22 protein-coding genes are annotated in these 21,377 nt (G+C 42.9%); all 22 read right to left on the bottom strand.

What is annotated here, in order from left to right; all coding sequences use genetic code 11:
* Nucleotides 1-6: 6 nt before the first annotated feature.
* Entirely contained in the window at nt 7-1,389 is a 1,383-nt protein-coding gene (locus tag BLV00_RS07030) for a murein hydrolase activator EnvC family protein (protein ID WP_093043828.1), read from the bottom strand.
* 74 nt (nt 1,390-1,463) lie between these two features.
* Complete coding sequence (gene ftsX, locus BLV00_RS07025; RefSeq protein WP_093043826.1) at nt 1,464-2,360, bottom strand: permease-like cell division protein FtsX; 897 nt, start codon at nt 2,358-2,360, stop codon at nt 1,464-1,466.
* A complete protein-coding gene (gene ftsE / locus BLV00_RS07020; RefSeq protein ID WP_093043824.1) occupies nt 2,350-3,036 on the bottom strand; it encodes a cell division ATP-binding protein FtsE in 687 nt (228 codons plus the stop codon). Before ftsE ends, ftsX begins: the two co-directional genes overlap by 11 nt.
* Nucleotides 3,037-3,320: 284 nt before the next feature.
* Nucleotides 3,321-3,680 (bottom strand): cytochrome c551, encoded by a 360-nt coding sequence (cccB, locus tag BLV00_RS07015; protein WP_093043822.1) that lies wholly within the window; start codon nt 3,678-3,680, stop codon nt 3,321-3,323.
* 69 nt (nt 3,681-3,749) lie between these two features.
* On the bottom strand, nt 3,750-4,619 hold the full coding sequence (locus BLV00_RS07010; RefSeq protein WP_425441653.1) for a YitT family protein: 870 nt from the start codon (nt 4,617-4,619) through the stop codon (nt 3,750-3,752).
* 244 nt (nt 4,620-4,863) lie between these two features.
* Nucleotides 4,864-5,742, bottom strand: coding sequence for a UTP--glucose-1-phosphate uridylyltransferase GalU (galU, locus tag BLV00_RS07005; RefSeq protein WP_093043820.1), 879 nt, complete (start codon nt 5,740-5,742; stop codon nt 4,864-4,866).
* A gap of 69 nt (nt 5,743-5,811) precedes the next feature.
* The gene (gene panF, locus BLV00_RS07000) at nt 5,812-7,260 is read right to left on the bottom strand and encodes a sodium/pantothenate symporter (protein WP_093043818.1); all 1,449 of its coding nucleotides are present in this window, start codon (nt 7,258-7,260) and stop codon (nt 5,812-5,814) included.
* Nucleotides 7,257-7,532: a DUF997 family protein gene (locus BLV00_RS06995; protein ID WP_425441652.1), complete on the bottom strand. Its 276-nt coding sequence runs from the start codon at nt 7,530-7,532 to the stop codon at nt 7,257-7,259. The genes panF and BLV00_RS06995 overlap by 4 nt, the downstream gene beginning before the upstream one ends.
* Nucleotides 7,533-7,712: 180 nt before the next feature.
* A protein-coding gene (gene prfB / locus BLV00_RS06990; protein WP_143030694.1) for a peptide chain release factor 2 occupies nt 7,713-8,814 on the bottom strand; the annotation gives its coding sequence in 2 pieces (ribosomal slippage) (nt 7,713-8,741 and nt 8,743-8,814; 1,101 coding nt in all).
* Between the two features lie 70 nt (nt 8,815-8,884).
* Complete coding sequence (secA, locus tag BLV00_RS06985) at nt 8,885-11,398, bottom strand: preprotein translocase subunit SecA (RefSeq protein WP_093043814.1); 2,514 nt, start codon at nt 11,396-11,398, stop codon at nt 8,885-8,887.
* A 193-nt stretch (nt 11,399-11,591) separates the two neighbouring features.
* Nucleotides 11,592-11,810, bottom strand: a complete 219-nt coding sequence (locus BLV00_RS06980) for a hypothetical protein (RefSeq protein WP_093043812.1) — start codon at nt 11,808-11,810, stop codon at nt 11,592-11,594.
* Nucleotides 11,811-12,753: 943 nt separating this feature from the next.
* Nucleotides 12,754-13,311, bottom strand: coding sequence for a ribosome hibernation-promoting factor, HPF/YfiA family (gene hpf, locus BLV00_RS06975; protein WP_093043810.1), 558 nt, complete (start codon nt 13,309-13,311; stop codon nt 12,754-12,756).
* 294 nt (nt 13,312-13,605) lie between these two features.
* On the bottom strand, nt 13,606-13,959 hold the full coding sequence (gene fliT, locus BLV00_RS06970; protein WP_093043808.1) for a flagellar protein FliT: 354 nt from the start codon (nt 13,957-13,959) through the stop codon (nt 13,606-13,608).
* Entirely contained in the window at nt 13,959-14,348 is a 390-nt protein-coding gene (gene fliS, locus BLV00_RS06965) for a flagellar export chaperone FliS (RefSeq protein WP_093043806.1), read from the bottom strand. The genes fliT and fliS overlap by 1 nt, the downstream gene beginning before the upstream one ends.
* 15 nt (nt 14,349-14,363) lie before the next feature.
* A complete protein-coding gene (locus BLV00_RS06960) occupies nt 14,364-15,923 on the bottom strand; it encodes a flagellar hook-associated protein 2 (RefSeq protein ID WP_093043804.1) in 1,560 nt (519 codons plus the stop codon).
* Between the two features lie 15 nt (nt 15,924-15,938).
* The gene (gene flaG, locus BLV00_RS06955) at nt 15,939-16,310 is read right to left on the bottom strand and encodes a flagellar protein FlaG (RefSeq protein WP_245728873.1); all 372 of its coding nucleotides are present in this window, start codon (nt 16,308-16,310) and stop codon (nt 15,939-15,941) included.
* Nucleotides 16,311-16,502: 192 nt separating this feature from the next.
* Nucleotides 16,503-17,426, bottom strand: a complete 924-nt coding sequence (locus BLV00_RS06950; RefSeq protein ID WP_245728872.1) for a DMT family transporter — start codon at nt 17,424-17,426, stop codon at nt 16,503-16,505.
* A gap of 23 nt (nt 17,427-17,449) precedes the next feature.
* Nucleotides 17,450-17,677 (bottom strand): carbon storage regulator CsrA, encoded by a 228-nt coding sequence (gene csrA / locus BLV00_RS06945; protein WP_093043800.1) that lies wholly within the window; start codon nt 17,675-17,677, stop codon nt 17,450-17,452.
* Nucleotides 17,649-18,119 (bottom strand): flagellar assembly protein FliW, encoded by a 471-nt coding sequence (gene fliW / locus BLV00_RS06940; protein ID WP_093043798.1) that lies wholly within the window; start codon nt 18,117-18,119, stop codon nt 17,649-17,651. The genes csrA and fliW overlap by 29 nt, the downstream gene beginning before the upstream one ends.
* A gap of 12 nt (nt 18,120-18,131) precedes the next feature.
* The gene (locus BLV00_RS06935) at nt 18,132-18,719 is read right to left on the bottom strand and encodes a DUF6470 family protein (RefSeq protein WP_093043796.1); all 588 of its coding nucleotides are present in this window, start codon (nt 18,717-18,719) and stop codon (nt 18,132-18,134) included.
* Nucleotides 18,720-18,857: 138 nt separating this feature from the next.
* Nucleotides 18,858-19,760, bottom strand: a complete 903-nt coding sequence (gene flgL / locus BLV00_RS06930; RefSeq protein ID WP_093043794.1) for a flagellar hook-associated protein FlgL — start codon at nt 19,758-19,760, stop codon at nt 18,858-18,860.
* An 11-nt stretch (nt 19,761-19,771) separates the two neighbouring features.
* A complete protein-coding gene (gene flgK, locus BLV00_RS06925) occupies nt 19,772-21,367 on the bottom strand; it encodes a flagellar hook-associated protein FlgK (protein ID WP_093043792.1) in 1,596 nt (531 codons plus the stop codon).
* Nucleotides 21,368-21,377 lie beyond the last annotated feature (10 nt).

Below are 21,377 nucleotides of genomic sequence, written 5' to 3'. Positions count from 1 at the left end.
AATTACTTATTTAAGGTATGGCATTGGATTGATGCCGCCCTTATGACTCCATGAGCCGTTGTGCACTTCAAAGTGTAAATGACTGCCGAAGGATTGACCGGTATTACCCATGGCCCCAATATACTGACCTGCACCTACAGATTGGCCAAGAGAGACAGCACGGCTGGACATATGCGCATACAATGTAGTCTTATTATACTGCGGATGGTAGATATATACAACATTACCGTAACTGCTGGAGTAGGAAGAACGCGTAACTGTTCCAGCAGCTGCTGCACTGATTCGTGTGCCGGTACCATTTGCAATATCAATTCCTAAATGGTTACCTAAGCTCCGCATACCATAACCGGAGCTTAACCGACCTGATGCCGGCCAGCTGAAGATGCCGCTGCCGCTTGAGCTTAAGCTGCTTCCTGAGCTGCTGCTTGTACTGGCTGAAGTCTGTTTTGGCTGGCTACTTTCCTGTTGGGCTTGCAATGCCTCTAAACGCTCACGCTCTTTTCGTGCGGCAGCTTCTTTTTCACGCTGCTTCTTCAATCGTGCCTGGCGCTCTAATTCTTTTTGACGGGCAATTTCTTTTTCAATTTGGCTTTTCTTTTGGCCTGCCTGCTGCATTGCTTGTTCGATTGCAGCCGCCTGGTCTCTTAATACCTTCTCTTCTTCTTCCAGTGACATTTTATGTTCATGCAGTGATTCATGCTGCTTTTCCAGTTTCTTTAATAGCTCATTCTTTTCTTTCTTCTGACTATCTAGCTGCGCTTTCAGATTTTCCAGTTCTTTTTTTTGTGCTTTCAACTGCTTCATTTTTTCTTCTACTTGCTGTTTCTTCTCTTCAAGTTCCTTCTTTTCTGCAATATGGGTATCCATGATATTTTTATCCTGGTCCATGATTGTAGTTACCGCACTGGCCCTGTCCAGGAAATCACCGAAGTCCTGAGCACCAAGAAGCACCTCCAAGTAACTTACATTTCCTCCATTGCTTTGAAGGGATTTGAGACGATCCGTCAATACTTCCTCACGCTTTGCAATACGTTTCTTCAACTCTTTAATTTCTTCTTTTAATTGAGCAATTTCTTCTTCTGTCTTTTTGATTTCAGCTTGCTTGGCATCCAATTTTTCCTGGGTATCTGCAAGCTTCCGATCCAAAGCAGCAATCTGCTCCTCTGTGTCTGCCTGCTTTGCAAGATTCTTTTCTATCTTACCTTCTGTTTTGTTTTTTTCACTTCTCACAGAAGCTTTATCGGAGTTTATATCTCCCTTTTCTTGTTCTAATTGGTTCAGTTCTTTCTTGATTTCTTCCAGTTCACTGTTGGCGAATACTTCACCTGTGGAGAAAAAGGTGGTTGCTGTCACCATTACTGTAGTCAAGACAGTGAAAAACTTCTTCATCTCGTAGTTCCTCCCCTTATTTCAACTCTTCAGATCATGTTTTTCTATCTATTACACCGGGTAAATAATTAATGTCATACTTTCAAGAACTTACGTACACTCATGACACTTCCCCAAATTCCAATGAAGACTCCGATTCCCAGGATTAATAGAGAAAGCTGCCATGCAAATGGATCGAAAGGAAGCAGTTGAATAAACTCGAATTGGATTTTATCTCTCAGGTTGTAATATAAGTAATAATAACCTGATACAACTGCCGCAATCGGGATGATAGCCCCGAGAATTCCCAGAAGCATACCTTCAATGAAGAATGGCCAGCGAATGAATCCGTTTGTCGCTCCAACTAACTTCATAATGCCGATCTCCTTTTTCCGGGCAATAATTGTGATTTTAATCGTATTAGAAATGAGGAATATTGCCGTAAATACGAGCGCAATAATCAAAGCCAAACCGATTGTCCGTGCATATTCATTGAACTGAAGAAGTCTTTGAACGATTTCTTCTCCGTAGTTGACTTCGGAAACCCCTTCAATGCCCCTGATTTTATCCGCTACCTCCATGGTATCGGTGGGATCTGATGGTTTCACAACAAAAGCGTCTTTCAATGGGTTGCTTTGGTCAAATAGCTCGAAGGCCTTTCCTTCGTCTCCCATACTTTCAATAAGACGCTCCAGCTCTTGCTCTTTAGAAGAAAACTCGACACTTCCCACGTCCGAAATCGAATTTAGCTCTTTTTCGACACGGCTGATATCTTTATCTTCCTGAAGTGTCCGATCGAGTAATACTTTAATTTCTACATCTTTTTCAACTTCTTGCGTGATTTGATTCAAATTCAGCATCAAAGCAAGGAATACACCGACAAGCAGCAGGGTTGTGGTCACTGCTCCAACAGATGAAACAGTCATCCAGCCATTACGCCATACACTCTTGCTGCCTTCACGAAAATGTCTGCCCATCGTTCTAAGCTTCATAGCCGTAATCACCTCGATGTTCATCACGCGCTACCAATCCATCTTCAATGGCTATGACACGTTTTCTCATTTTATCGACGATATCTTTACTATGAGTTGCCATCACAACGGTAGTTCCGGATGCATTAATCTCTTCTAAGATGCTCATGATTTCCCAAGAGGTTTCAGGATCGAGATTTCCTGTCGGTTCATCTGCGATCAGCAGCTTCGGATGGTTGACGATAGCACGAGCAATCGAAACCCGCTGCTGTTCACCACCCGACAACTCGTCCGGAATAAAACGGGCCTTGTTTTTCAGCCGAACTTGATCTAATACATCCATGACTCGCTTTCGAATATTCTTTGGCGACTCTTCAATCACCTCAAGAGCGAAAGCGATATTTTCATAGACTGATAGTCTCGGAAGCAAACGGAAATCCTGATAAACCACGCCGATTTGACGACGAAGTTTAGGAATTTTCCTTTCTTTCAATTTAGAAAGATTCATATCGTTTACTAATACGGTACCTTTAGTAGGTTTCTCTTCACGGAACATCAATCGTGTAAAAGTCGATTTCCCTGCCCCGCTGGGTCCTACAACATATACAAACTCACCCTGAGCTATATGTACATCTATGCCATTTAAAGCCGTAACGCCATTCGGATACGTCTTATAAACAGACTGCATTTCTATCATATAAAAATCACCTTTATTTTCCTTTGTTGTAATTCTCCTGGTGCTTAAGCATTTATTTACCAAATCTGAACTCTGCTGGATAACCATAAATATTATAACATCAACATTCGCCTTTTTATGACACAAAATTATTACATTTTCATTTCAAAATGACGTTTTATTTAACAAAACTGCAATATAACCTAAGATTCGACAAATAAATCAAGAGGTGTTTTCTGTAAAAAAAACAAAAAAAAGCTTGAGCAAAATGCTCAAGCTTTTCTGGTAAGTATTACCTTTTCCTGTTACTTTTGGGTGGCTAACCAGCCGGCAATCATATCGGCATCTTCACCTGTAGCCTGCCCGGCAGGCATAGAACCTTTACCGTTCTTGATGATGTTGAGGATTTCGTCTTTTGAGTACTTTGACCCCACATCTTTAAGAGACGGACCAGCGCCACCTGACAAGTCGCCACCATGGCAGCTTGCACAGCTTTCCTGGTAAGCTTGTTCAGCAGCTGCAGTATCTACTTCACCGCCACCACCATTTTCTTCCGTACCGGCATCTCCGCCGCCGTTTTCTTCAGCACCTTCATCTCCGCCGCCACCGCAAGCTCCGAGCACTAGCGCAGAACCAAAAAGTACAGCCATTAAAGCTTTCTTCATGTCATTACTCCCCCAATCGAAGTAGTTTTATGATAGCGAATACACACCATCAAGGATATTATAACCAATTCAGGAAGTTTTAAAACCCTTGCCTAAGACTTCTGTAGCGTTCATAGCTACCACAAATGCCTCCGGGTCAATCATTTTAACAGTTTGTGTCAATTTAATGAATTCGTTCTGTTGAACGACGCACATAATCACTTTTCGGCTTTGTTCCGTATATCCGCCTGAACCTTCAAGTACTGTGACTCCACGATCAATTTCATTCAAAATCGCTGCCCGTACTTCTTCGACATGCTCAGAAATAATCATGACATTTTTTGAAGTATTCAAGCCTACTTGTACAAAGTCGATGGTTCTGCTGGTAGCAAACAAACCAATCAATGCATATAGCCCCTCTTCGACTGAGAAAACAATGGCTGAAGTCGTAACAATCATACCATCAAGCATGGCTAAGCTTATTCCCAATGGCAGGTGAGTATATTTATGGATAATTTGAGCTGCTAAATCAATTCCTCCAGTCGACGCCCTTCCACGAAAAACAATTCCAAGGCCCAGCCCCACGCCCATGCCTCCGAAAATAGCTCCCAATAAAGGGTTTGGCGTAGCTGGTGACAAGCCGCTTGTCAGGTAAACGAAAAACGGAAGAATAAGTGTTCCGACAAAAGATTTCAGTCCAAAGTTTTTACCAAGAATAATTACTCCTGTAATGAATAACGGTACGTTCAATAACCCTTGCACCAGGCCTGGCTCCCAACCGAAAACTCCCTTTGTGATAGTACTAATGCCGGCCACTCCGCCGGATGCAATATTATTAGGAAGTAAAAAGACGTTAAAAGCTAAAGCCACAAAAAAAGATCCGATAATTACAAAGCTATATTCTAAAAAATGCCGCAGCATTTCCGGCATAGGTTCTCTGCGGTATCGTTTTGCCATCATCATCATTACTTTCCACCTCATGTATGTTCATTCTGTGCAGTAATAACCCTTCTATTCTCTATTATCTATCGCTCACGAGATAGGAGTATAACACTGGAATCACAAGCTGTAAACGACAGCAAAATAACGTATTAACACGGTAAAGCACACAAAAGCAACACGGACATTAAGCGCTGTCAAAAAGAATAACGACTGGACAAAAACAAAGCCGGAGGGCATGTTCGTCCCTCCAGCAAGAATGATTTTACATTTGTAGAGATTCTTCATCTACGATTTTTTTCAATAGTTCCATGACATCTTCATGCATATCTTCCCTGTTCAAGGCCATTTCGATAGTCGTTCGGATAAAACCAAATTGATCACCGACGTCAAACCGCTTGCCTTCAAATTCATAGGCATAAACACCTTGGAAGCTGTTCAAGCGCCCAATCGCATCTGTCAATTGTATTTCACCGCCAGCTCCTTCCCTCTGGTCTGCCAGCAAATCCAGTATTTCCGGAGTAAGGATATATCGACCCATAATAGCAAGGTTGGAGGGCGCCTCTCCAGCTGGAGGCTTTTCAATAAAACTCTCCACTTCGTAGCTCCTGCCATCCTGGGACTTCGGTGCAATGATCCCATAGCGGGAAGTTTCTTCTTCTGGTACTTGTTTAACACCGATAATGGAGGATTCTTTTTGTTCGTATTGTTCGATCAACTGCTTCAAACAAGGGGTTTCTCCTTGAACAATATCATCGCCAAGGAGCACTGCAAACGGTTCATCGCTGATGAATTTTCTCGCACACCAGACTGCGTGACCGAGTCCCTTCGGTTCTTTTTGCCTGATATAATGGATATCTACAGCTCCCGGCTCTTTCACTTTTTCGAGAAGATCCATTTTTCCCCGTTTATAAAGACTTTCTTCCAGCTCAAAGGCATGATCAAAATGATCTTCGATTGCCCGCTTGCCTTTCCCTGTCACAATGATGATGTCTTCGATACCTGATGCAATGGCTTCTTCGACAATATATTGGATAGTTGGTTTATCTACTATTGGAAGCATTTCTTTAGGCATCGCTTTCGTAGCCGGTAAAAAGCGGGTACCAAGTCCCGCAGCCGGTATAATCGCTTTTTTCACCTTCATAAAAATATCGCCTCATCCCAACAAATGATTTCTTTCAGCATAGCAAATGCCCGTACATTTAACTACTGATTAACTTTGTACCAATGACTCTTTCCCGCTTTTAGTGGTAATTAGACTAACGATCACATAGCCAGCCAGTGAAAGAATGATTGGCATGACAACCGTGTGTAATCCAAATAGGTTTGGAAGGTAAAGATGAAATAATATATAGGAAAGGATTCCGATTAACATGGAAGCCAAAGCACCGTGTTTATTCCCTTTTTTCCAGTAAAGACCCATGACGACTGGCCAGATGAATGCTGCCTCCAAACCTCCGAAAGCGAATAAGTTCAACCATATCAATAAATCCGGAGGATCAAGCGCCATTAAAAATACGAGTATTCCAAGCACAGCAGTAATCGTAAAACTAAGCTTTTTTACCTTTTTATGAGTAGCTTTCGGTTCGACATAATTCAGATAAACATCTTTGACCACCGCTGAACTGACGACCAGCAGCAACGAGTCCACTGTAGACATGATTGCCGCCATCGGAGCAGCCAGCACCACACCGGCAAGCCAGGCTGGCAGGACTTCAAGGGCAATTAACGGCATGACCTTATCTCCAACCTCAATACCCGGCAGAATAGGACGTGAAAATACCCCGATTAGATGCATGTTGAGCATGATGAAACCTACCACGATGGTACCAATGATCAAAGCCCGGTGCATAGCTCTGGAATTTTTATAGGACATCGCACGAACGGTAACATGGGGAAGACCGACCACTCCCACACCGACTAATATCCAGAAAGAAGATACATAACTTGCTGAAAGGTTCCCCTCAGCGCCAAATGGGGTAATCAAATTTGGATTTTCCGCTTGAAGATCTGTCATGATACTATCGATACCGCCCCCTGCTATGATAGTAGCAATCAACAGGACAAGTGTACCGACCAGCATGACAATTCCCTGAACAGTATCTGTCAAAGCTACCGCTCGAAAACCGCCTAGAATGACATAAACCAATACAGAAACCGCAAAAATGAATAATGCCGATATATAGCTCAAACCAGTTAAAGATTCAATCAACCTGGCACCACCAACCCACTGTGCGGCCATAGCTGAGAACAAAAAGAGAATGATACTGAAAGCTGAAACCAGAACCACCCATTTACTCTGGTACCGTCCTTTCAAAAAATCAATCAATGTTACAGCGTGATACCTGCGGCTCATAATTGCAAATTTTTTACCGAGAACCATCAATACAAAATAGCCTGTAACTACTTGGGACATGGCCAGTAATACCCAGCCCAGCCCTTCTGTATAGGCCACTCCAGGACCACCAATGAAGCTGCTGGCACTTCCGTATGTTGCAATCATTGTCATCGCAAGAATTAATCCACCCAGCTGACGCCCTCCGAGAAAATATTCCGCTAAAAACGAAGAATCGGTCGTCCTTACATATTTACTCGCCCAAAAACCAATCACAAAAATAAGTATAAGAAAAAATACAAGGGGGATCATCACAGACCAATTCATGATTCCTCTCCCTCCTCTTCCTCAAACGGGACTTCGACAAACCATAACTTAACTACAACCGTAACGAGTACTACCATTACGATAAAACCTAACACGCAACTATAAAAAAACCAGGCAGGAAGACCCAGTATGTAATGATAAGATGATGGGGATTTCCCTCCTAAGCCATAAGCAAAGCCGAACCACCAGATGAAATTGAAAACTGCCAGCGCAACACCAATCCATGCTTCCCGGTGGGCTATCCGAAAGTGTTCTTTATCTTTTGACACCACAAGTCCCTCCTCTCTTTCAAAATACTTCTTATATTGTAAGTGGAAATGATAGATTTTTCATTATTAACACGCTAAAAACTTTCTTTAAAGCTATTAAATATGCGAGTAATTTCCCAACCACCCATATACAAAACCAATAGAAAAACCTCGCTCTTATCGTTTGAGCGAGGTCTTAGGAGATTAATTCATTTGCGAGCGAAGATACGCGTTGATGAATGGGTCAAGATCGCCATCCATCACACCTTGCGTATTGCCGATATCAAGGTTGGTACGGTGGTCTTTCACCATAGAATATGGGTGGAAGACATAGGAGCGGATTTGGCTTCCCCAGCCGATTTCTTTCTGCTCCCCGCGTATTTCATCCAGTTCTTGCTGTTGCTTTTCAATTTCCAGCTGGTAAAGCTTCGCCTTCAGCATTTTCATTGCTTGTTCCCTGTTTTTGATCTGAGAACGCTCCGACTGACAGGTCACGACTGTGTTGGTCGGTGTATGCGTGATACGCACCGCAGAGTCCGTCGTATTGACATGCTGACCGCCTGCACCGCTGGAACGGTAGGTATCGATTTTCAAGTCTTCTGTCCTGACATCGATTTCGACCTGGTCATCGAATTCCGGCATTACTTCACAAGATACAAAGGAAGTGTGACGGCGCCCTGAGGAATCAAAAGGGGAAATACGCACGAGACGGTGTACTCCCTTTTCTGCTTTCAAATAGCCATATGCATTATGGCCTTTGATCATTAATGTGACACTCTTTACACCAGCTTCATCACCAGGTAAATAGTCCATCGTTTCTACTTTGAAGCCTTTTCGTTCTGCCCAGCGGGTATACATGCGTAAAAGCATGCTTGCCCAATCCTGAGATTCCGTACCACCAGCACCAGGGTGCAATTCTAAGATGGCATTATTTTTATCGTAAGGTTCACTTAACAGCATGTTGAGTTCAAACTGGTTCAAGTCTTTATTAAGCTGTTTGACCTCTTCTTCCAGCTCTACTGCAAGCTCTTCATCATTTTCCTCTTTAACCAGCTCATAAGATACTTCTAAATTTTCATGTGTTTCTTCATGGTCCTCAAGTGTATGAACCATGTCTTTCAGTCCATTGACTTCATTAATTACTTTTTGAGCATTGTTCTGGTCGTCCCAGAAATTCGGGGCAGTCATTTCTTCTTCAAGTTCTGCAATTCGTGCCTTCTTTTGTTCGGCGTCAAAGAGACCCCCTGAAGTCCGCTAATCGCTTAGCCATTTTGTCCAATTCATGACGAATTTCCGCCATATCCATAACAATCACCTCTTAGTATAATTCTTATTTCAATGGAAGACACTCTCCCTAATGAGAGAGTGTCCAATCATTATCTGCCGTGGCAGTTCTTATATTTCTTGCCGCTTCCGCATGGGCACGGATCATTTCGCCCGACATCTTCTTTTTTCACATAGGGCTTGCGTGTTTTCTTTTCTTCACTTTGCTCGCTGCCAGATACCGCCTTTGCCCCCTGGGCGACCTCCTGACGTTGTAGGTTGTTGCGGACCTCGGCCTTCATGACGTAGCGGGAGACTTCTTCTTCAATGTTTTGTACCATCTGCTCAAACATGGAGAATCCTTCCATCTGATACTCACGAAGTGGATCTGTTTGTCCATAAGCACGTAAATGGATACCCTGACGAAGCTGGTCCATCTGATCGATGTGATCCATCCATTTCTGGTCGACGGTACGAAGTAAAATGACACGCTCGAACTCGCGCATTTGGCCTTCTTCCATTTCCGTTTCCTTCTCATCGTATCGCTGCTTCACTTTTTCCATCAGGAGTTCAACCATTTCTTCTGGTTCTTTTCCTTTCAGTTCGCCTTCGGTTACATCTCCCTCATGGACCAGATTCGCATGCATATAAGAAACGATAGAATCAAGTTCCCAATTTTCATCCAGTTCATCAGTGGTATAAGCCTGGACGGTCCGTTCAAGGGTTGAGTGAATCATTTCTTCGATAATGCTGCGGAGGTTTTCGGAATCAAGCACTTCAAAACGCTGCTTGTAAATGACCTCACGCTGCTGTCGTAATACATCATCATAAGAAAGTACCGTTTTACGGGCATCAAAGTTATTTCCTTCCACGCGTTTTTGAGCTGACTCAACCGCGCGGGATACCATCTTGCTTTCAATCGGCTGGCTATCGTCCATGCCTAAACGATCCATCATATTACGCATGTTATCTGAACCGAAACGGCGCATCAGTTCATCTTCCATGGAAAGGTAGAATAATGACATACCAGGATCTCCCTGACGACCGGAACGTCCACGGAGCTGGTTATCGATACGGCGGGATTCATGTCGCTCGGTACCAATGACCGCTAAGCCTCCCAGCTCGACGACACCGTCCCCGAGCTTGATATCAGTTCCACGGCCCGCCATGTTGGTTGCAATTGTAACAGCGCCTTTCTGACCGGCATTTTCGATGATTTCCGCTTCACGGAAATGGTTTTTTGCGTTCAAAACATTATGAGTTACGCCTGCCTTCTTCAAGTAGCGTGAAATCAATTCTGACGTTTCAACAGCAACCGTACCGACAAGTACTGGCTGACCTTTATCATAGCGCTGTTTGATTTCTTCCACGACTGCCTTGAACTTTCCTTCCATCGTTTTGTACACGAGATCCGCTTTATCGTCACGAATGATCGGCTTGTTCGTTGGAATAGCAATGACTCGCATATTATAAATGTTCAAGAATTCCTCTTCTTCTGTTTTCGCTGTACCAGTCATACCTGACAATTTATCGTACATACGGAAGAAGTTCTGGAATGTGATGGAAGCGAGCGTCATACTTTCATTCTGGATTTCTAATCCTTCTTTCGCTTCTATCGCCTGGTGGAGCCCATCGCTGTAGCGACGTCCCTTCATCAGACGCCCAGTGAACTGGTCGACGATAACCACATCTCCATCCTCGACGACATAATCCGTATCCCGGTGCATTGCCGCATGAGCTTTCAAGGCCTGGTTGATATGGTGGATCAATGAAACATTGGAAAGATCGAACAAGTTCTCAATCGCAAAATAACGCTCTGCTTTATTGATCCCTTCCTCTGTCAATTGTACGCCTTTTGTTTTTTCTTCATACGTATAGTCTTCCTCTTTTTCTAGCAGACGGACAAAGGCATTCGCTTTCACATAAAGATCAGCAGATTTTTGAGCGGTGCCTGATATAATCAGTGGTGTACGAGCTTCATCAATTAAAATCGAGTCGACCTCGTCAATGATCGCAAATGGCAGGGAACGCTGGACCATTTGTTCCTTGTAAAGGACCATGTTGTCCCTCAGATAATCAAAACCGAATTCGTTATTCGTTCCGTATGTGATGTCGGCATCATAGGCCTCGCGCTTTTCTTCTTTCATCATTCCGTTCAAGTTCAAGCCAACTGTCAAACCGAGGAATTCATAAAGCTTTCCCATTTCACCGGCATCACGGCTGGCCAGGTAATCGTTGACCGTGATGATGTGAACGCCTTTGCCACTTATAGCATTCAAGTAAGCTGGCATTGTCGAAGCAAGCGTTTTACCTTCCCCGGTTTTCATCTCGGCGATATTTCCTTCATGCAGGGCAATCGCACCAAGCAGCTGTACGTTGAAAGGACGCATCCCAAGTACACGCTTGGCCCCTTCACGGACGACTGCATAAGCTTCAGGCAATAGTTTGTCCAGACTCTCTCCATCCTGATAGCGTTGTTTGAATTCATCTGTTTTATTACGCAGACCATCGTCTGATAGTTTTTCCATCTCAGGCTCCAACGCTTCAATTTCTTCGGCATGCTTTTGCAGCCGGTTGATTTGGCGCTGGTTGCCGTCACCAAATATTTTCTTTAAGGTTCCAAGCATTGCAACCGCTCCTCTATTAAATTGGTAGTTATCCGGTTGTATAGTTTAATCACACTTTATAATAACACTTCCATGAGTTGCCTGACAACAAACTCCCTTGTTTACCTGGCTGCAAACAAACAAGAGCACCTCGGGGATGAGCTGCTCTTGTTATGGAGACGTAGGAGGACTTACGGGGAAACATGCGTGGCAGTCATTCAGCATTTGGTGGCGAACGGAACGTTGTGCTTGTCATCTGCAATGAATGCTCTCGTACAAGCAGCCGATGTTCGAACCCCAGCTGTCTTCGATCCAAATCGTAGATTCGCTTATTCGTAGCCGCAATAATCTCCACAAGCTGGGCAATTGTCTTCTCTTGCTGCTTGAGTTTATGGTATAGCTCCTGATACTCCTGATTCACATAAGTAGTCAATATGGGTACGCCTCCCTGGAAGGTAATTATTGCTGGCTACTTTGTTATACCATGTAGCAATTTTTATCGCTAATTTCTCTTTTGCCAAAACGGACGGCGGTTTTGGCTAAAAATGACTATTTGCCATGTGAAAATTCTCCTTTATAGCTAAATCTGCAGTAGATTTTGCGAAAAGGCATCTATTTTAAAAAACTTACATTTTTTAAGAGGCTCTGTTAAAAGTTAATATTGTTTTTCCATAAAGGCTTCTTTAACTACTGGGCAGTATTGCGGAAGACTCAGTTTCAAGATAGAAGGGGTTCTTTACCAAAAAAGTGTCAGGGATGGCTGGGAAACAACTCGATTTCCTGCGGGGGAACTGGCAAGCCTCCTCGATCGTTACACTCCCTGTGGGGTCTTGCCTAGCTCCTTCTCCCGCGGGAGTCTCGCAGTTTCCCAACCACCCCATCCAAAGGGTGAGAGAAACGAACCGCTGCGATAGATGAAGATGTCTTCCACGAAAATTTTGGAACTATGATGCAGGTGACAGTGCACTTTTTGAAAAGCTCTACCTTTGTTTGAAGAACGCCATACTGATGTTTCCGTTTTCCTTACCAATGTAAGGAGGTCCGAGAAATTGCGAGACTCCTCGAAAATGCTATACACTTCCTTCGTGCGGTGCTTATTCAAGGATGCTCATACAAAGTCCTATGGGATGAACATGATCGGTGAGATCCCGCAAGGCGAAGCCTGAGGAAGCTCACCACATGCCCATGGAAAGCGAGTGATTTCCCGGACCTCCAGAGATTCTCAACCGTAACGGAAACAGTTTCTCTCGAAACTGAGCCTTCATGTTAAGGGAGCTTAACTATAATATCAATACTGAGAGTTAACAGAGCCTTTTAAAAAAGCAATTGAAAAAGGCGACCCTTCACTGGGTCGCCTTAGTTTGTTGATTTCATGTTCAGCTCGGTTCGATCAATCCATATTTACCGTCACGACGACGATAAACTACGTTTGTTTCATTCGTTTCCGCATTAGTGTAAACGTAAAAGTTGTGACCTAGCATATCCATTTGCAGTACTGCTTCTTCAGAGTCCATCGGCTTCAGATCAAATCGTTTTTGCTTTACGATTTCGATATCTTCATCATCACTGGCTCCATTTTGATATTCCTGTGCTTCTTTTTCAAGTTCCGCAAATACGTATTTTGGAGCACCTTCCTGGCGGAACTTACGGTTCACTTTTGTTTTATGCTTTCGGATTTGTCGTTCCAGTTTATCAACCACAAGGTCGATGGCAGCGTACAGATCAGTGTGTCTTTCCTCTGCACGTAGAAGCAGATCCTTCATTGGAATCGTTACCTCGATTTCCTGCTCATCATTATAGACACTTAAATTAACATGGACCTCGGAAGTTACCGGTTCATCGAAGTAGCGCTCTAGCTTTCCTACTTTCTTCTCCACGTAATCTTTAATAGCCTCGGTCACTTCTAGGTTTTCACCACGAATGTTGTATTTCATATAGAAGTGTCCTCCTTTCATCCTTATGTGATTATTATTCTATCATACCCTGGCATATTCCTGCACAAACTTTCGAAATTTTCCGAATTAATTGTGTCGGAACTTGTTGGAAATTGCAGTAATATGAGTTAGGGTCTACTTATATCATACCCGATTTTACCTATGATTAAGGTAGATAAATTGTGAACATCTTCAAAGAAAGCCGTTCATTCCGAGCGCTTTTCCTTTGACTTTTTTATTTGGTTGTATATAAAAGAAAACCTGCTTCCGGGCATGAAGCAGGTGGTGATTCCACTATTTTTTTTGGTCTAAGAACATACCGTCATAGCTATTTACACTCTGATAAGGGTTGGAGTATTTCCTGGTGGATGTCTCTTGTTTCTTATGCAGACGCATATCCGTCTTCAAGTGTTCGAAGTTCTTCTCCAAACGATCTTGTATATGCAGTTCCATTGACAAAATTTCTTTCAATAATCTCTTTTCTTCTTCATTGACCGGGTCTTTTAATAGATGAATGAGCTCCCCGCGCCTATCAATCAAGTTGGTCACTTCGTCTAATATATGCTGCCGGTCAATCGAAGAAAAAGGTATCTGCAATCGTCCATTCAGACTTACTGTCAATTGATGAAATTCAGCGATATGCCCCACTATGCATTGCCGCCTTTACCAAACTGCTCCTGCCTTGTTTGGCGGATGACCTCTTTCCACGTATCACGCAATTCACCTACTAATTCACTTGCTTCCCCTAATATGTTTTTATCATTTTTTAGATTAGCATCAAGAAGACGGCGATTGATATAGTCATATAGCGGCATAATCTCTTTAGAAATAGACGCTTCAGGGTCAAGGGTTACCATGAATTCTTGTATGATTTTCTGTGCCTTTTGGATATTGATATTTTTCTGTTCATAGTCTCTACTGTCTATCGCTTTTCCAGCTAACTTGATGAATTTCAAGCAGCCATTATAGAGCATCAAGGTCAGTTCCCCAGGTGATGCCGTTTCAACTGAATTCGTCTGGTAAGCTTGTATCGACATAATTACACTCCTTCATTAAAATCCTCCACCGAATTGTTGCATCAAGTAATTAGATTGGGAATTCATCTTCTGGATCGCTTTTTCCATCTGGGTGAATTGAGACCAATATCGATCTTCAATTTGAATCAACCGGTCCTGGAAAGCATCCATCCGATCATTGATGTTTTTCAACTGTCTCCCTAGTACAAAATTGTTATCCAGACTGGTGGACTTTCCCGCTTTCTTTTCAATAGTTTCTACAGTACGACCCAAGGTGTCCTCCAGTCGCCGGACAATACCTTTTCCAGACCCGTTCCCGTCTGCCGCAAACAGCTGATGGACTGAATCAGGATTTTCCCTCAGTGCAGCTCGCAGCTTATCTTCATCGATCAGCAGTTTACCGCCATCACGGTAGTTAGGGGAAGTAGTGATTCCAATTTGAGCTAGATGATTATACTCGCCCGCTCCTTCCACCGTGTTATACCAGTTATTACGCATTTCTGACAATGCACCACGTATAGCAGCATCACCACTGAGCATCCCTTTCTTGGCTTTTTCTTCCCATAGTTCGATTTCTTTCTCTTCCATGTTTTCCCGCTGTTGTTCGGTCAATGGTTTAAACTCACGGTTTCTTCGTTCACCGACTTTTTCATTCAAACTTTCGATGATGCCGTTATATTTATCAACGAATTTCGTGATTTTCTCTAATGACGCCTCAGTATTACTGGTTACGTTGATTTTAGCTTGGCCGTTTGTGGTGTTATTGAAATTAAACGTAATGCCATTTAAGGTGTAGCTATTTTCGAATGAATCGATTTCCAAAGCACCGTTATAGGTGAATTTAGCATTTTCACCGCCTGTTTCCGCTTTAACCCAATTTCCGTTGTTATCTGTTTTACCATTCCAGATCTGTAATGTTTCCGTGAAAAAGTTAGAATTCGTAGAACCATCAAACCCGATTTCTGCTCCCATAAACCTGCTCTCATCCTGGTTGAAATCACCAGTTTCTGTACGTTCCAGTACTACTTTATCCGCTTGCTGATCATAAAAAGCCCTTACACCGTTATCAGCATTTGTAAGATCACTCAATACGTCATTTAGGGATTGGTCCGAAGCGACGGTAAATGTATGATCGATCTTCTCTCCGTTTTTATTAAAAGTAAAAAATTCATACTCCTTGTCTAATACTATGCCATTTTTCAAGTTATCCGTTTGTTCACTAAGTGGTTTATTCGGATCAAAAGTTTTTCCGTCGGCCGTTATTCCACCTCTGCTTAAATTGATAGCAGAAGTTGCTAATTGTTTCACTTCTACATTATAACTTCCAGATGAAGCGCTCGCTGTAGCCGTCGCCGAGACCGCTCCTTCCTGTGAGGAAGTAGTAGTTTTCGAGTTGAATGTGCGCTGGAGTTTCATATCCAGAGTCAGGTTATCAAGCTCTAGTAACTGTTTATTGACATCGCGATAGGCATCACGCTGCCATGTCAGCCACGTTTTATCCTGTTCCATTTTATCAAGCGGCATCCGTTCCGCTTTCATAAGATCTTTGACAATGCCATCGATGTCCATGCCGGAAGCTAAACCACCTATACGCATATCCTTTGCACCACCTTATATTTTATGATCGACGATGAAGCCAAGTGATTCAGCCATTGCTGCGTAAAGATCAAGCAGGCGTTTGGGTGGTATTTCCTTCACTACTTCTTTCGTCTCCGTATCAATCAAGGTTACATAGTATTCATCCAGCTTATCGTGAAACTCGAATTTCAAAGATGTATTTGCCGGTTCAAGAAATTCATTAAACCCTTTTACTATTTCTTCTGTATTATGTTTATCTAAATTCTTCTGATGTCCTTCATGAGTTACTTTTGAAGCTTTTGTTTTTTCTTCTACAGTTAAATCATCCTGAACTGAAGTTGAACGTGAATGATGACTGGACTGTTGCAGGAGTTGGGAACTTGAAAAGATTTTTTCCACGTTCACAACCATCCCACTCCTTTATTCAATTTATATTTTATATCGGTTAAAACCAAAAGGAGTTAAGGTTATTCAATTAGAAAAACTTGGCTTGTCGCCAAGTACTTATGGTGAAAGTCTTAGTATCTTCTAATAATCTTTTAACAAAGTTAACCTTTCTGATAGTGCAAAAAAGAACCTCTACCCCAGACTATCCATTTACTGGATATGCTGGGGCAGAGGTTTTTCTTTGAAAATCTGGGAGATAGCTATGCCTGAAAGTATGAAAATAGAGCCTAGTATTATGTTGGGTGTCAGCTGTTCATTTAATAATACAACTCCAAAAATCATGCCAAAGACCGGCACTAACAAAGTTGATAGAGTAGCCGTCACCATATCTATGTTGTTCAAAATAATGAACCAGAGTGTAAAGCATAGCGCTGATGCCAGAACACCAGTAAATAATACATAATAGATACTCTTCGGAGTCAGATGAAGCGGTTCCCCCCATTCTATGATGAAGGCGGCGAGGGCCAAACCGATAGTACCGAATAACATCTGATAGGCGGAAACTTGAAGGTTTGTGATATTTTTTAACTTTTTTCTATAATAGACATTGGACGCTCCCCAAGAAATCGCCGCCAGTATAATCAATACTTCTCCTGTCAAAACTGTCATGTTCTGATCGATAAGTACGTCCCAGCCTAATATGGTTATAAGTCCGATCATTCCAAAAGTAAGTCCTGCTGCTTTCATTTTCTGTATTTTTTCCCCTAGAAATTTGGCAGCGAGCAGACTGCTCCATATCGGCATGGAATAAAGGAGAACGGAAGATTTGCCAGCATCTACAAACCGGAGTCCATACATCACCAGTAAAAACACCACCGTCGTTTGTAAAAGACCAATGATAGCCAAATGCCTCCATTTATCTTTTGGCGGTGGCCCCACTTTGAATATCAATAATACTAAAAACATCGTCATTGTCCCTGTGCCGAAACGGAGCGCAGAAAAAGTAAAAGGCCCCATGAAATCAAGCGATGCTTTCATGAGTGCCCAGGCATAGCCCCATATGATTGTGATTGATAGAATCAAGAACCCTAGTAAACCCTTCTTCTTTCCTAAGGAAGACATTTCTGAGGCCAATCCAGTCCCCCCTTTACCTATTACTATGTATTATCACGGTTCTTAATCAAATCCATCCAGTCTGTCGGAGCTTGCATGGCTTCCTGGTTTTCTTCTGTAATCTTCTCATAGACCTCCTGACGATGGATATCAATATGTTTGGGTGCAGCTATACCGATTTTCACTTGATCGCCTTCAACAGCAATCACTTTCACTTCAATATCATCACCGATTTTCAGTGATTCATTTACTTTTCGATTCAGCACCAGCATGCTGTATGTCCTCCTTTCTAAAAGAAGCGAGCAAATGTTTCGTGTGGTAGGAGGTATCATTCAATATCACTTGTTTTCCTATATTTTCATTATAGTTCACTACTAGTGGAGCCTGAAGGTTCATAGTAGTTTTTGAAAATGGATCTCTTAACGTAACCACTGATAGAATTATAACATCTTCCGGAGATCCTATCTTCAATAGCTTTTGTGTTTGTGGATCGATTGCGAATTCATAATTGGATAAGAACAAGTATGGATTTGTGACAATCAAGGCAACCTCTTGTTGCTCGACCGATTGCAGGACTTGGTAAACCCCTTCATCTTCCATTTTCAAGAGCACGAACGCTTTTTCCTGTTCAAAACCGGGAAGGCCAGCCGGAAAGTCTATAATTTCATTTTTGCCTATAGATAATTCACCAAAAAACTTCGTTGCTATCTTCATATGTATTCACCCTTATATTTCAATTTCGAATCGATAACCTTTATAGGTTAAATTTACAAAGTCAATGTTCAAAGAAGCATATTTATCCATCGAAACATCCACCTTACCAGGCTTGTAATCATGACGTACTTTTTGCGGGACTGCATTAATCACCGGCGTGTTACGCGTTATGTTAATTTCAGGACGCTGAGCTTGATAATCCAAAGCAACCAGATCATAAGCGGGCATCCCCCCAGGCTTATACTCAAAGTTCCAAACCGCATTACGGGTTGCCTGATCGGCTAAGGGATTGCCTCCCTGTTCTATCCGCATCAGTTCATCCCCTTTCTGCGACGTTCTTGCAATACCTTCCAACAATGACTTCCTGGCGTGATCAGCGGTCTCCCTTGTTCTTACCTGAGAACTCTTCAAACCAAGGTTATGCCAGGCATTGGTCTGATCGATCGTCAGTTTCCCTGGGCGCTGCCTCATTGATACATCTGCTTTTGGCTGCTGAATACTCTGCTGGGCTTTCGGCTGCTCGATGGACTGTGTGGCCTGTTGAGTTTCTATTTTGATTGCTGCACGTTGACTGGAAAGTCTGATTTGAGGAAAATCCACCTTCTCACCTCTTATTAGAAAAACTTGACTTGTCGCCAAGTACTTATGGCGAAAGCCTTAGTATTTTCTTATACTTTAATCCTTTAACAAAGTTAAATTTTCCTAAAGTATAAAAAAAGCTACCTGAAGTCAGATAGCTTATCGTAGAAAGTCCATCAATGTTGGCTGGATGATACGCGCCCCTACTCCAAGAGCAGCACGGTGCACACTTTCCTGTGTTTTGAGCTCCGTAATAACCTTTTCGATATCAGCGTCCTCATTTTCGGAAAGTATCCTGGTAGCCGTAATTTCCTGTTGCGCCAAACGATCTTCTACCAGCTCAATACGATTCATCCTTGCTCCTAAATCCGCACGTTCATCCACGATATTATTGATATGGTCATCAATAATATCCAAGTACCCATTCAACTTGCTTTCATCATTTCCTTTCAAAGCATTTTCGAGCCCTTGAAGATCTGCAAACAATTGACCGGAAAAGACCTTGGTAGGATCGATATTGGCTTTTAAGGAGTTGCCTTTGGAGATCTCTATCATCACTTCTCCGGAATTATCACTTACCTTAAAGGGGCTGGGATCTGCTGCAGGCGGATTCTCCTCTGAAACATCAACCGGAGCATTCAGGGTATCATTGCCATTGAAAATATATTTATTGTTTACTTTTGTATTGGCAATATCAATCATATGGTCCTTCAGCTGGCCGATTTCTTTAGCGATATTTTCCCTTTGGCCCTGGTCGTAAGTGCCATTGCTCGCCTGGACGGTCAATTCGCGCACACGCTGCATGGCTTGTGTCGCCTTATCCATCGCACTGTCCGAGTTTTCCATCCAATTATGCATCTCACCGAGATTTCGCTGAAACTGTTGGACTTCGTTCAACTGCGTACGATAATTCATTCCTTTCATCGCAACAACTGGGTTATCGGAAGGCCGGTTGATTTTTTTCCCGGTTGAAAGCTGTTCCTGATATTTACCCATCCGGTCGTAACTGTTGCTAAGGTGCCTTAGCATATTGTTGGTTAACATTCCTTGTGTTACCCGCATCAATCATCCACCTACCTTCCTACTAGTCCCATCTGATTGATGATCCTATCGAGCATCTCATCTACTGCTGTCATATTTCTTGCAGAAGCGTTATAAGCATGCTGAAACTTGATCATATTGGTCATTTCTTCATCAAGGGAGACTGCACTGACAGACTGCCGGCGCTGTTCCACAGATTCTTTAAGGGTACCCGCATTACTTTGGAGGCGTTGGTATTCCTGGGATTCGACGCCCATTTTTCCGATGACTCCCTCGTAGTAGCCTTTCAAACTTGTCGCTTCTCCAAGACCATCCAATTCAGCATCCTTCACATCGGCTAAAGCAAGAGCATTCGAGCCATCTCCAGCATATGGCTGCCCTTTTGCTGCTGCAGCAATATGGTCTGTGTCCTTAATAATATCCGTATGAATATCCAATCGTCCGGCCAGTCCTGCATTAACCGTACCTTTATCTGTAAGCTGGGAAGTCCCCTCTGTGAAGAAAGGTTGAGAACTGACTAATGGATTTACATCATTTGTATTATTCTCAATATCTTTTAATGTGGCTCCTTCCTGGTGGACTCGGTTAAATTCTGTCGCAAAAGCGTAAGCCATTTTATCTAAATCCGCCAGCATATCAAGATACATACCTCTGGATTCTCCATCACTATTCTGGTAGCCATGAGACTCTTTAAGTGCGAGCAGCTTTCCTTGAGAACTATATGTATCAAGATTCTTCGTAACCCCATTGCCGTCCTTAGAAGACAATGAAAAACCTGTAACCACACTTCTACCGGCAACTTCGTTAACCTCAGCATTCAAGTGGTAGACCCGTGACTCCCCTTGACCCGGCTTACCATTTACGAGCAAATCTTTTTCCGTTTCGTTCACTAATTGAATAGTCGCTTGTCCCATCGCCATTGCATCCGGCTTACCTTTACTCATTTCATAATTAACCTCAAGCTCCACCAATTGTGATAAATCATCAATTAAGCGGTCACGTTCATCATACAAATCATTTGGCAGATAGCCGTGGGGTTCGACATTCCCAATCTGTTGGTTGAGCTGGTCGATTTGAGTAAGCAGGGAATTGATATCTTTGACCGTTACATCTATTTCGTTTTCTAAATCTTTTTGAATACCTTCTAAGGAACCCGATAAATAATTAAAGGTTTCTGCGACGGCTATCCCGCGCTGACGTACGACAGATCTTGCCCCTGAATCTTCCGGGTTGGTCGCTAAGTCCTGTAACGATTGCCAAAAACGATCCATCGTTTTTGAAAGTCCCTGTTCACTCGGCTCATTCATGACTTCTTCCATTTTGCCGATAGAGTCAGCTTTTGACTCCCAGTATCCAGCCTTATTTGTCTCTCCTCGAAACTGGATATCTAAAAATTGTTCACGCACACGCTCGATGGAGCCCGCTTGTACACCGCTTCCAACTTGCCCAGGGATTTCCGGACGGTTCCTCGAAGCTGGCGGATATGGTGCAGTTTGTTCAAAGTTGACTCGCTGGCGTGTGTAGCCAGATGTATTTGCATTTGCAATGTTGTGCCCGGTCGTATGTAAAGCGGACTGCTGGGTGAACAATCCGCATTTGGCTACCTCTAAGCCATGGAATGTCGACATGTAAACTAGA

Source organism: Thalassobacillus cyri (assembly GCF_900107755.1).
Lineage (GTDB): Bacteria > Bacillota > Bacilli > Bacillales > Halobacillaceae > Thalassobacillus > Thalassobacillus cyri.
Note: the sequence above shows the minus strand (reverse complement) of the source record. Positions and strands in the feature narration are given on the sequence as shown.

Bases quoted from the DNA above. Each gene is read 5' to 3' on its own strand.
- BLV00_RS07030 (WP_093043828.1), bottom strand. From the start codon at position 1,389: ATGAAGAAGTTTTTCACTGTCTTGACTACAGTAATGGTGACAGCAACC.
- ftsX (WP_093043826.1), bottom strand. From the start codon at position 2,360: ATGAAGCTTAGAACGATGGGCAGACATTTTCGTGAAGGCAGCAAGAGT.
- ftsE (WP_093043824.1), bottom strand. From the start codon at position 3,036: ATGATAGAAATGCAGTCTGTTTATAAGACGTATCCGAATGGCGTTACG.
- cccB (WP_093043822.1), bottom strand. From the start codon at position 3,680: ATGAAGAAAGCTTTAATGGCTGTACTTTTTGGTTCTGCGCTAGTGCTC.
- BLV00_RS07010 (WP_425441653.1), bottom strand. From the start codon at position 4,619: ATGATGGCAAAACGATACCGCAGAGAACCTATGCCGGAAATGCTGCGG.
- galU (WP_093043820.1), bottom strand. From the start codon at position 5,742: ATGAAGGTGAAAAAAGCGATTATACCGGCTGCGGGACTTGGTACCCGC.
- panF (WP_093043818.1), bottom strand. From the start codon at position 7,260: ATGAATTGGTCTGTGATGATCCCCCTTGTATTTTTTCTTATACTTATT.
- secA (WP_093043814.1), bottom strand. From the start codon at position 11,398: ATGCTTGGAACCTTAAAGAAAATATTTGGTGACGGCAACCAGCGCCAA.
- hpf (WP_093043810.1), bottom strand. From the start codon at position 13,311: ATGAAATACAACATTCGTGGTGAAAACCTAGAAGTGACCGAGGCTATT.
- fliS (WP_093043806.1), bottom strand. From the start codon at position 14,348: ATGTCGATACAAGCTTACCAGACGAATTCAGTTGAAACGGCATCACCT.
- BLV00_RS06960 (WP_093043804.1), bottom strand. From the start codon at position 15,923: ATGCGTATAGGTGGTTTAGCTTCCGGCATGGACATCGATGGCATTGTC.
- csrA (WP_093043800.1), bottom strand. From the start codon at position 17,677: ATGCTGGTGCTGAATCGAAAAGTAAATGAATCACTGAAAATCGGTGAT.
- fliW (WP_093043798.1), bottom strand. From the start codon at position 18,119: ATGAAGATAGCAACGAAGTTTTTTGGTGAATTATCTATAGGCAAAAAT.
- flgL (WP_093043794.1), bottom strand. From the start codon at position 19,760: ATGCGGGTAACACAAGGAATGTTAACCAACAATATGCTAAGGCACCTT.
- flgK (WP_093043792.1), bottom strand. From the start codon at position 21,367: ATGTCGACATTCCATGGCTTAGAGGTAGCCAAATGCGGATTGTTCACC.